Source organism: Streptomyces fildesensis, assembly GCF_016107395.1.
Lineage (GTDB): Bacteria > Actinomycetota > Actinomycetes > Streptomycetales > Streptomycetaceae > Actinacidiphila > Actinacidiphila fildesensis.
Genome location: NZ_JAAIKO010000040.1, coordinates 70,765 through 81,114, shown reverse-complemented (window position 1 = coordinate 81,114; position 10,350 = coordinate 70,765). Strand labels below are relative to the sequence as shown.

At 72.3% G+C, this 10,350-nt stretch carries 11 protein-coding genes; 3 read left to right on the top strand and 8 right to left on the bottom strand.

Annotated features, from left to right (window positions below):
* Positions 1-270 precede the first annotated feature (270 nt).
* On the top strand, positions 271-891 hold the full coding sequence (locus C6N31_RS33915; protein ID WP_138354863.1) for a TetR/AcrR family transcriptional regulator: 621 nt from the start codon (positions 271-273) through the stop codon (positions 889-891).
* Positions 892-925: 34 nt separating this feature from the next.
* On the opposite strand, the gene C6N31_RS33910 is transcribed toward C6N31_RS33915, so the two are convergent.
* On the bottom strand, positions 926-1,156 hold the full coding sequence (locus C6N31_RS33910) for a hypothetical protein (protein ID WP_138354862.1): 231 nt from the start codon (positions 1,154-1,156) through the stop codon (positions 926-928).
* A gap of 164 nt (positions 1,157-1,320) precedes the next feature.
* Complete coding sequence (locus C6N31_RS33905; RefSeq protein ID WP_138354861.1) at positions 1,321-1,719, bottom strand: hypothetical protein; 399 nt, start codon at positions 1,717-1,719, stop codon at positions 1,321-1,323.
* Positions 1,720-1,774: 55 nt separating this feature from the next.
* Between C6N31_RS33905 and C6N31_RS33900 the strand changes: the two genes are divergently transcribed.
* Entirely contained in the window at positions 1,775-2,023 is a 249-nt protein-coding gene (locus tag C6N31_RS33900; protein ID WP_187144811.1) for a hypothetical protein, read from the top strand.
* Here C6N31_RS33900 and C6N31_RS33895 read toward each other — a convergent pair.
* The 4 genes from C6N31_RS33895 to C6N31_RS33880 all read right to left on the bottom strand — a co-directional run bounded on the left by C6N31_RS33895 (position 2,005) and on the right by C6N31_RS33880 (position 5,839).
* On the bottom strand, positions 2,005-2,535 hold the full coding sequence (locus C6N31_RS33895) for an NUDIX hydrolase (RefSeq protein ID WP_138354859.1): 531 nt from the start codon (positions 2,533-2,535) through the stop codon (positions 2,005-2,007). The genes C6N31_RS33900 and C6N31_RS33895 overlap by 19 nt on opposite strands.
* Positions 2,536-2,587: 52 nt before the next feature.
* Complete coding sequence (locus C6N31_RS33890; RefSeq protein WP_138354858.1) at positions 2,588-3,925, bottom strand: NsdA family TPR-like regulatory protein; 1,338 nt, start codon at positions 3,923-3,925, stop codon at positions 2,588-2,590.
* Positions 3,926-4,311: 386 nt separating this feature from the next.
* On the bottom strand, positions 4,312-4,506 hold the full coding sequence (locus tag C6N31_RS46000; protein WP_138354857.1) for a YegP family protein: 195 nt from the start codon (positions 4,504-4,506) through the stop codon (positions 4,312-4,314).
* Positions 4,507-4,618: 112 nt separating this feature from the next.
* Positions 4,619-5,839, bottom strand: a complete 1,221-nt coding sequence (locus tag C6N31_RS33880) for a PP2C family protein-serine/threonine phosphatase (protein WP_232485982.1) — start codon at positions 5,837-5,839, stop codon at positions 4,619-4,621.
* 294 nt (positions 5,840-6,133) lie between these two features.
* On the opposite strand from C6N31_RS33880, the gene C6N31_RS33875 reads away from it, so the two are divergent.
* A complete protein-coding gene (locus C6N31_RS33875) occupies positions 6,134-6,496 on the top strand; it encodes a YybH family protein (protein ID WP_138354856.1) in 363 nt (120 codons plus the stop codon).
* A gap of 102 nt (positions 6,497-6,598) precedes the next feature.
* Here the strand turns inward: C6N31_RS33875 and pheT are convergent, their stop codons facing one another.
* Together pheT and pheS are read right to left on the bottom strand one after the other, a co-directional pair.
* A complete protein-coding gene (gene pheT / locus C6N31_RS33870; RefSeq protein ID WP_198358959.1) occupies positions 6,599-9,124 on the bottom strand; it encodes a phenylalanine--tRNA ligase subunit beta in 2,526 nt (841 codons plus the stop codon).
* Complete coding sequence (gene pheS / locus C6N31_RS33865; RefSeq protein WP_138354854.1) at positions 9,124-10,260, bottom strand: phenylalanine--tRNA ligase subunit alpha; 1,137 nt, start codon at positions 10,258-10,260, stop codon at positions 9,124-9,126. The genes pheT and pheS overlap by 1 nt, the downstream gene beginning before the upstream one ends.
* Positions 10,261-10,350 lie beyond the last annotated feature (90 nt).

Sequence of the window (10,350 nt, the reverse complement as noted above, 5' to 3'; positions counted from 1 at the left end):
CGCCGAGGCCCGGCCGGGCACCGCTGACCGACAGCCCGTACTTCGCCGCCAGCTCAGCGGCCGACAGCCCGCCGTCCGGGCTGTCCAGGTCCTGCGCCGCCGCGGGGGCGTCCGTGTGCAAGGTCATGTGACGCGCTTTCGTTCGAGGCGAAAACGGGGAGTGAACACGACACGACGGAACGGATCCGTCTCGTCGTGTGGTCCGACGGTAGAGCATCCGTTGAATGGAACGCAACCGTTCCGTCGCCACGTCACGCTAGGCTCGGTGGCATGCCAACGGAGCCCCGAACCCCTCGTCGCGCCCCCGCGGGAGCCGCCGTGCTCCGGGAGGACGTGACGGACGCCATCCGCAGCGCCGTCTTCGACGAGCTGGCGGCGGTCGGCTACGGCCGGATGTCCATCGAGGGGATCGCCCGCCGGGCCGGCGTCGGCAAGGCCGCGGTCTACCGGCGCTGGCGTTCGAAACTGCCGCTGGTCCTCGACACGGTGTCCGCCGTGGCGGTCCAGGGCATGCCCGCACCGGACACCGGCTCGCTCCTCGGTGACGTCCGGTTACTGCTGGAGGTCACCGCGCGCGCCCTGCGGCATCCGGTCGCGTCGCAGATCATCCCGGATCTGCTCGCCGAGGCGGCGCGCAATCCGGAGATCGCCGCGGCCCTGCAGACGGCGCTGCGCGACACCCAGCGCGGTATCTCGGCGGCCGTCGTGCGCAAGGCGGTCGAGCGCGGCGAACTGGCGGCGGGAACCGACGCGGACCTGTCCCTTGACCTGATCGCGGGCCCGCTCTACTGGCGGCTCGCCGTGATCCGCTCCCCGCTGCCCAAGGGGTACCTCGACAGCCTCGCGGCGGCCACCGTGACCGCCCTGAAGGCGGCCGGGGCGGCGCGCTGACCGCGCCGCCCCGGCCCGCGGCCCGGCCGCCCGGTCAGTGCTCGGGCGACCGGATGGACACGATCTCGCCCTTCCAGAGCTGGAACCAGTGCCCTGCCGCGAGGAGCTCCTCGGAGGCGCTGTTGAGGGCCGCGACTCCGTCACGGGTGTGATGGCGGTCGGAGAGATAGACCTCGACCCGGCCGCGGCGTTCGCGGACGACCGCGCCGACATCGGGTTCGAGAGGGGCCAGGAGATAGACGATCCGGATCACGGTATTCCCCATCGATGGCACGCGCGGCCGGCCGAATCCAGGCACCGGATGCGCGTCACAGGGCAACGTACCGCCGGGTCCGCACCCCGACAACAGCTGTACCGGCCAACAACCGCAAGGGAATCCGACCCCGCGAGCGAGCCTCCGCGACCGCCCCGCAGCGCACCTTCCGGCGGCTACCGCTCCTCGGCCCGCGCCCGCTCCCACGCCTCGACCGTGGCGCGCAGCCGTCGGCGCTCCGCGGGCGGCATGGCCTCCGCGTAGGTGACGATGACGCGCATGTCGTCGTCGTAGCCCTGCACCTCGTCCGAGACCCAGCCGAGGAACTGCTCGGCGGCGGCCCGCTGCACGAGGGCGGCCGGCCGGCGCAGCGCGGCGGCGATGGCGCGCAGCTGGACGGGGCCGGGAGCGGTGGCGACCTGGCCGCGGGCGAGCTTGTGCAGATACGGCTTGGAGACGGTGGCCCCGGTCACCGGGTCGATGGCCCGGTCGGCGAGGTCCTGGTACGAGTCCCCGGCCGTCTGCGCCTCCTGGACCAACCGGGACAGCTGATCGTGGCGTTCACTGCCCACCATGCCCACCGTCCCAATTCGTAGACGAAACGTCTCTCAAGTGCTTCACTATTTTTACATGAGACCGGACCATCCCCATAGAGCACTCTCCCCCGTGATCCTCAGCCTCCCTCTCAGCACGCTCACCATCGTCGTCGGTGGACGCCGCGCGCTGGTGCCCGCGGTCGCCGTCGCCGCCCTCTCCCTCCTGCTGCTGATCGGCGCCGCCGCACCCGCCGTGTGGTCCCGCAGACCCGCACGGCGGGCGGCCGCACTCCACGTCCTGAACAGCCTGCTCGGCCGCGAACATCACCCCAGGCGCAGATGATGCAGCATCAGCAGCGCGGCGGCCATGTTCGACGCGGGGACCTCACCCCGCGCGACCATGTCCGGCACGGTCTTGAGCGGCACCCACTCCCGCCGGTCCGACTCGAAGTCGTCCTCCGGATGACCGACGTACTCCGCCTCCTCCGACCAGTAGACGAAGTGGCGTGCGTCGGTCAGGCCGTTGGAGGGTTCGACGGTCAGCAGGTGCTGCAGCCGCCCCGGTCGCCAGCCGGTCTCCTCCAGCATCTCCCTGGCCGCCGCCGTCTCGATGTCCTCGCCGTCCTCGACGACCCCGGCCGCGAGCTCCCAGCCCCAGCTGTCGGTGATGAACCGGTGCCGCCACAGCAGCAGCACCTCGTTCGCCTCGTTGACGGCGGTGGCCAGCGCGACCGGCCGCAGCCTGATCAGGTAGTGGTTGAGATGACGCCCGTCGGGGAGTTCGACATCTGCGAGATTGACGCGCATCCAGCGGTTTCTGTACACAGTTCGCTCACTAAGGTTCTTCCATTGCACGATTCCGCCACCTTCCTTTCGGATGGTGACAACATCGCAGCTCGCGTGAGCGTCACAACGGAACGCGGAGCAGCTCGTCGATGAGCCCTGCGGCCTGGACCGCCAGCACGCTGTCGTAGGCGGCCAGATGGCCGCGGACCGCCGCGAACCGGTCGCGCAGACGCTGCGATTCCATACCCCGCCCCTGCTCCACCATCCGGACCGCCAGCGTCGCGGCGTGATCGGCCTCGCCCCGGCGCAGCTCCACATGGGTCAGCACGGCCAGCCGGTGCACCCGTCCCCGGGCGTGCGACGGGGAACTCACCGCCTGGACGGCGTGTTCGAGGGCGGGCCGCAGCTCACCGAGGCTCAGGAACGCCTCCGCCAACTGCACGTCCACCAGCCCCGGTTGGACGTAGGCGGTCTCCGCGGGCTCGTCCTCGGTCCTGATCCGCTGCTCCGCGGTCTCGGCGAGCCGGCCGCAGCGGTGGGCGCTGGGCCGGTCGCCGAGCCGCCCGTACGCCTTGGCCTGCATCGCGTACAGATCCGCCGCCAGCGCGGGAGTGGCGTTGTGGCCCGCCGTGCGCAGCGCCGCCTCCGCGAACGCCACCGCCTGCCGGTAGTCCCGCAGATGGAGCGACTGGTAGACCAGCATGCCCACCACGCAGGCGCCCAGCCCCCGGTCCCCGGACGCCTTGGCCAGCCGCAGCGACTGGTGGAAGTAGCGCTGCGCGAGCCCGTGCGCGTCGGTGTCGTAGGCGCAGATCCCGGCGATCCCGACGAGCGCCCCGACCGCGCGGTGCAGCTGCCGGCCGAGGGGATCGGAGTAGCGGCCGCGCAGCAGCGGCGCGGCCTGGGCGTTGAGGAACCCGACGACGCGGTCCCGGGTCGCCACGCCGCCCGCTCCCCGGTACAGCTCCTCGTAGTGCGCGCGGGCGGCGTGCAGCATGGCCACGTCCGCGCCGGTCACCCGCTGCACCCCGGTCCGGGAGACGTCCATGTCCTCGGGCGGGTTCTCCCACTCCCACAGCGGCATGACCGCCTTGGGCCCGGTCAGTACGGGCGCGGTGCGCACATGGGGTCGCTGCTGTTCGTCGGCACGCCATAACGCCGTGGCGCGTTCCACGAAACCCGTCAGCGGGGTACCCGCCGTCTGGGCCACGGCTCCCCGGTCCATCCCGATGTCGGCGAGGGTCAGCGGGCGTTGCACCAGGCCGCCGAGCACCTCGCGGATCAGATCGGGCACCTCGCCGCGGGGCCGCTGGCCCTTGATCCAGCGGGTCACCGCGGTGCGGTCGTAGCGGAGCGGCATTCCCCGGGCCCGGCCGAGTGCGTTGATCCGGGCGGCCAGCCCCGCATGGGAGGCACCCGCCTCGTCGAGGACGGCGTCGAACAGCGTGTTGGGTTCCATCCGGTCCCCCTGGTTTCGCCCACTGCGCGCAGCGTAGTACCAGCCCGTTCACACGGGGTGTGAGCGGAGCACCCGCATATGCCGGTCGCACACGCTCCCCCGGGAGTTGGCGGCGGGATTGACTGTGCCCCGGGTCGCCGACTCCCCCTCGTGCATTGGCGGCGGCCCACCCCGCACCGCCCGCCCTGCGTTGCCAGGCACACCGCGGCAGGACGGGTGGTGCGGTCCGCGACGATCTCTGGGAGGCCGACCGTGACCGGTACATGCTTCCGCTGCGCGGCGAGCGGCGCCGAGACGACACGGGTCGGCACGCTGCGCCCGCGTGAGGGCGGCGACTATCCCGTCTGGGCCTGTGCCGAGTGCCTGCCCGCCGCGCCGGACCCCGACTACTGCTTCTTCGTGCCGGCGACTTCCTGCACCGCGGCGTCACCGGCGTTCCGCTTGACGGAGTCCACCCCGTTCATCGCGCCGGACGTGGACTCGTACGCCTCACCCACCGCGATGATCTCGCCGTTGCCCGCCTTGAGACGGAACCTCCACTTGTCGGCCTTGTCCTGGTAGACCTCGAACTCACCGGCCACTGCGAACACCTCGTTCCGTTGCGTCCCTGGCGTCCTTGCGAAGACGAGAGATATCCGCAAAGTACGACTTACCGGGACCACCCGCCACCGTAGCCCGCGGCCCTGGAGCGGCTCAGCGGCGCGGCGTTCCCGACAGTGCGGCGGAACGGTTCCGCAGCGGGACGCGGGCCACATCGCGGAGCAGGACGAGCAGGGCCATGTCGTCGGCCGGCCGGCCGCCGGTGTGCCGCAGGGCCGCGGCGCTCAGCGCGCGGGCGAAGGGCGCGGCGGCCAGTGCGCCGCCGATCCGCGCGGTGGCGGCCGCGGCCGCCACGGCTTCGGGGAGCGGGAAGAACGTCCCGGACGCGTTGCGGGCGTCCTGCAGCCCGTCGGTGTAGAGCACCAGGGCCTGGCCGGGCAGCAGCACGCCGCGATGGGCCGGCGCCGCCCGGTCGCCGTCGTCCAACAGGCCCAGCGGGGGCAGCGGTTCCCCCACCGCGAGCGGCCGCGGGCGCTCGCCGGTCGCGTACGGCCCGGTCACAAAGGGCTGCGGATGACCGCAGTTGACCGTCTCCAGCTTCCCGTCGTCGCCCAACTGCACCAACAGCAGGGTGACGAACTCCTCGGCGACCGGGTTCTGCGACTCGGTGTCCGCCACCGCCGGGTGCTCCGCGCACGAACGCTGCCGCAGATGGCGGTGGAGCGAGCGGTCCAGCCGGGACAGCACCCCGGTCAGCTCGGGCTCGTCGTGCGCGGCCTCCCGGAAGCTGCCGAGCAGCGCGGCGACCGAGTCGATCGCGGCCAGCCCATGGCCCCGGACATCACCGAGCACCGCGCGCAGCCCGTACGGCGTGGCCAGCACCTCGTACAGGTCGCCGCCGACCCGCGCGCCCAGGCTCGCGGAGAGGTACTCGCCCGCCACCGCATAGCCGTTCACCCGCGGCGGCAGCGGCCGCAGCAGCACCCGCTGGGCGGCGACGGCGATCTCCCGGGTGCGCTCCAGCTCCGCCGCCAGCACCGCCCGGCGGCCGGCCATCCAGAAACACAGCGCCACCACGGCGAGCACCGCCACCCCGGTGCCGAGCCGCTCCTGCACCTCACGGACGCCCTGGCCCACCAGCCCCGCCACCAGCGCCACGAGCGCGATGACACCGCTGACCAGTACACACTGCCGCTGACCGCTGCCCACGCACGCGATGGCGGGCGCCACGGCGAGCGCCGGCAGCGGGCTCACCCCGTCGGGCGCCACCACCGCGACCACCAGCACCAGCGCGATCCAGACACCGGGCAGCACGTACATCAGCACGGCCGGGGTGCCGTACGGCACCCCGAGAACTGCTCTGATACGGATCATCCCGCCGGCTCCCCCTCGCAGCCGTTTGGCGCGGTCGGCGACGGAACCGCCCCCACAGGGATCGGGCCCCCGCGTCGCGACCGATTCTGTCGATCCGTGCACCTCCCACGACACCCAGCCCTGCAGAATCACCCGATCGAGCGAAGAAACCTCCGCACGAGGACAAGCGCTTACCCATAACCGATACTTCTGCCGCTCATACGATCCATCTCTTCGACTTCTGCTCGATGGCGTCGCACCATGGGAGAGGAGAAACCAATCGACCAGTGACCCACGCGAAGAGAGCGAGCGACCATGACCACCACACGCGAAGCCGCCGCACAACCGGAGGACCTGGCCCGGCTGTTCGTGGAGCGGGCGAACGCGGGCGACGCCGAGGGAGTCGCCGCGCTCTACGAGCCGGACGCCGTGCTGGGGTTCCCGCTCGGCAGCGAGACCGTCGGCCGGGAGGCGATCCGCGGCGTCATCGAGCAACTGCTGCGGCAGGCACCGCGCTTCACGCTGGAGGAGTCGCTGCCCACCCTGGTCAACGGCGATCTGGCGCTGACCGCCACCCGGTCCGCCGACGGGACCGGCGGCCGCGCCCAGGTGGCGCGCCGCCAGCCGGACGGCAGCTGGCTGCGCATCCTGGACCGGCCCGAATCCCGTGAGCGATAACCGTACGACCGTGCCCCCCGCCGGGCCCGGACCGACGAATGGGGCGCACCCGGAGATCCGGGTGCGCCCCATCGGCGTTCGGTCAGGCCCGAAGGGCCACTGTCACGCGCCGCGCAGCACCGCGCCGGTGGCCGCGGTGGCCGCGGCGACGGCGGCGTCGCGGGCGGTGGTCGTCTCCTCGGCCGTCAGCGTGCGGTCGGCGGCCCGGAAGCGCAGGGCGTAGGCCAGGGACTTCTTGCCCTCGCCGACCTGCTCGCCGGTGTAGATGTCGAACAGCCGCAGCGATTCCAGCAGTTCACCGGCACCGGTGCGCAGTGCGGCCTCCACCTCGGCGGCCGGTACGGACGCGTCGGTGATCAGGGCGACATCCTGGGTGGCCACCGGGAAGGTGGACACCCGGGGTGCCGGCACCGGGCCGGAGGACGCCCGCTCCACGCGGTCCAGGTCGAGCTCCATCGCGGAGGTCTGGTCCGGCAGGTGCAGCGCCTTGACGACCCGCGGGTGCAGTTCACCGGCATGGCCGACGAGGAGCTCCTCACCGTCCACGACGGCGAGCAGCGCCGCGCAGCGGCCCGGGTGGAACGGGGCGTGCTGGTCCTGGCGGACGATCAGCTCGACCCCGGCCTCGCGGGCGACGGTGCGGCCGGCCTCGATGGCGTCCGCCCAGCTCGCGGCGGTGCCCTTGCCCCACCAGCCGGCCTGCTCGCGCGCGCCGGACAGGGCGACGGCGACCCGGCGCGGCTGCTCGGGCAGCGCGGCGTTCAGGGCCGCGATCTCCTCGTCGGTGGGCCGGCGGTCGACCGGCAGCCGCGGCGGCGCCGGCTCGGCGCCGGTGGGCCGGAAGACCAGACCGGTCTCGAACAGGGCCAGGTCGTGCGAGCCCCGTCCGATGTTGCGGCGCAGCGTGGCCAGCAGCCCCGGCAGCAGCGTCGTGCGCATCGCCGGTTCCTCGTCGGAGAGCGGGTTGACGAGCTTGACGGTGCGGCGGCGCGGGTCGTCCGCCTCCAGGCCGAGCTGGTCGAAGGCGGCCTCGCCGAGGAACGGCGTGTTCTGCACCTCGACGTAGCCGACTCCGGCCAGCGCCCGGCCGGTCCGGCGGCGCAGCTGCTGCGATCCGGTCAGACCGCGGCCGGACGGCAGCTTGGGCAGCGTCGACGGCAGGTTCTCGTACCCCTCGAGCCGGATGACCTCTTCCGCGAGGTCGTTCGGGTCGGTGAGGTCCGGGCGCCAGCTGGGCACGGTGACGACGAGCTCGTCGGAGCCGTAGACGTCACAGCCGACCTGCTGCAGCCGGCGCACCACGGTCTCGCGGCCGTACTCGGTGCCCGCGACGCGGTCCGGGTGGTCGGCCGGGATGGAGATGGTGCGCGGCGCGGACGGGGAGATGATCTCCGTGACGCCGGCCTCCGCGGTGCCGCCCGCGAGCAGCACCAGCAGGTCGGCGGTGCGCTGTGCGGCGGCCGAGGTGGTCTGCGGGTCGGTGCCGCGCTCGAAGCGCTTGGACGCCTCGGAGGACAGCTTGTGCCGGCGGGCGGTGCGGGAGATGGCGACCGGCTCGAAGTGCGCGGCCTCGATGACGACGTCGGTGGTGCCGCGCACCTCGCCCGTCGTCTCGTCGCGGACCGCGTCCGCGATCTCGGTGTTGGCCCCGCCCATGACACCGGCCAGGCCGATCACACCGCTGTTGTCGGTGATCACCAGGTCCTCGGCGTCCAGCACCCGCTGGGCGCCGTCGAGCGTGGTGAGCTTCTCGCCGGGCTGTGCGCGGCGGACGCCGATCGGTCCGTCGACCTGGGTCCTGTCGTAGGCGTGCAGCGGCTGGCCGAGCTCGAGCATCACGTAGTTGGTGACGTCCACGGCCAGGCTGATCGGCCGCATGCCGGCTTTCTGCAGCCTGCGCTGCAGCCAGATCGGGGAGCGGGCCTCGGGGTCCAGGCCGACCACGGTGCGGGCGGTGAAGCGGTCGCAGCCGAACGGGTCGCCGACCTGGACCGGGTAGCCGAACGCGTTCGGCGGCGGCACGTCGAGGAGCGCGGGGTCGCTGAGCGAGATCCCGTAGGCGATGGCGGTCTCGCGGGCGACACCGCGCATCGACAGGCAGTAGCCCCGGTCCGGGGTGACGGCGATGTCGAGCACCTCGTCGACGAGCTCCAGCAGCGCGATCGCGTCGGTGCCGGCCTCGTGCTCCGGCGGGAGCACGATGATGCCGTCGTGGTCGTCGCCCATGCCCAGCTCGGCGGCCGAGCAGATCATGCCGTGCGAGGTCCTGCCGTACGTCTTGCGTGCGGCGATCTTGAAGTCGCCGGGCAGCGTCGCGCCGGGCAGTACGACGACGACCTTGTCGCCGACGGCGAAGTTCCGGGCGCCGCAGACGATCTCCTGCGGCTCACCGGTGCCGTTGGCGGTGCCGACGTCGACCGTGCAGAAGCGGATCGGCTTCTTGAAGCCCTCCAGCTCCTCGATGGTGAGGACCTTGCCGACCACCAGCGGGCCGGTGAGGCCGGCGCCGAGCTGCTCGACGGTCTCGACCTCGAGGCCGGAGGAAATGAGCTTGGCCTGGACGTCACGGCCGGTTTCGCCGGCGGGCAGGTCGACGTACTCCCGCAGCCAAGAAAGCGGGATCCGCATCAGATCTCCATCCCGAACGGAAGGGTGAAACGCACGTCACCCTCGATGATGTCTCGCATGTCCGCGATGTTGTGACGGAACATCAGCAACCGCTCGATGCCGAAACCGAACGCGAAACCGCTGTACTTCCGGGGGTCGACGCCGCACGCGGTGAGCACCCGCGGGTTGACCATGCCGCAGCCGCCCAGCTCGATCCAGCCCTCGGAGGAGCAGGTCCGGCAGGGGCGGTCCGGGTTGACGGCCGACTCGCCGCGGCACGCGAAGCACTGCATGTCCATCTCGGCGGACGGCTCGGTGAACGGGAAGTACGCGGGCCGCAGCCGGGTGGTGAGGTCACTGCCGAACAGCGCACGGACCATGTGGTCCAGCGTGCCCTTGAGGTCGGCCATGGTCAGGCCCTCGTCGATGGCGAGCAGCTCGACCTGGGCGAAGACCGGGGTGTGCGTGGCGTCCAGCTCGTCGGTCCGGTAGACCCGGCCGGGGCAGATCACGTAGACCGGCGGCTCGCGGTCGATCATCGAACGGATCTGCACCGGGGAGGTGTGCGTGCGCAGCACCACACCCGACTCCGCGGAGTCCCCGTCGGAGCCGCCGGCCAGCGGCTGGACGAAGAAGGTGTCCTGCATCTCGCGGGCCGGGTGGTCCGGCGGGAAGTTCAGGGCGTCGAAGTTGAACCACTCGGCCTCGATCTCGGGGCCTTCGGCGACCTCGTAGCCCATGGCCACGAAGATGTCCTCGATGCGGTCCGAGAGCGTGGTGAGCGGGTGCCGGGCACCGGCCGGGACCCGGTCGTAGGGCAGCGTGACGTCCACTGCCTCCTCGACCAGCACCCGGGCGTCGCGCTCGGCCTCCAGCTCGGCCTGGCGGGCGGCCAGCGCCTTGTTCACCCCGCCGCGGGCCTGGCCGACGCGCTTGCCGGCCTCCGCCTTCGCGTGCGGCGGCAGCGCGCCGATCTCACGGTTCGCGAGGGCGAGCGGCGACCGGTCACCGGTGTGTGCCACCTTGACCTCGCGCAGCTCGTCGAGGCCGGCGGCCGCGGCGATGGCGGCGAGCGCCTCGTCCCGCATGCGCTCGATCTCTTCGGGTTTCAGTGCCTCGACCTCGACAGGGTCGTACGACTTGTTCGGTGCCGACATCTCTTCCCGTTCCGAATTGGGTGCTGTGAGCGGCCTGCCCGACCGGACACATGCCAAGGGTCGAGTCTACTGGGGCCGCGCTGATTGGCC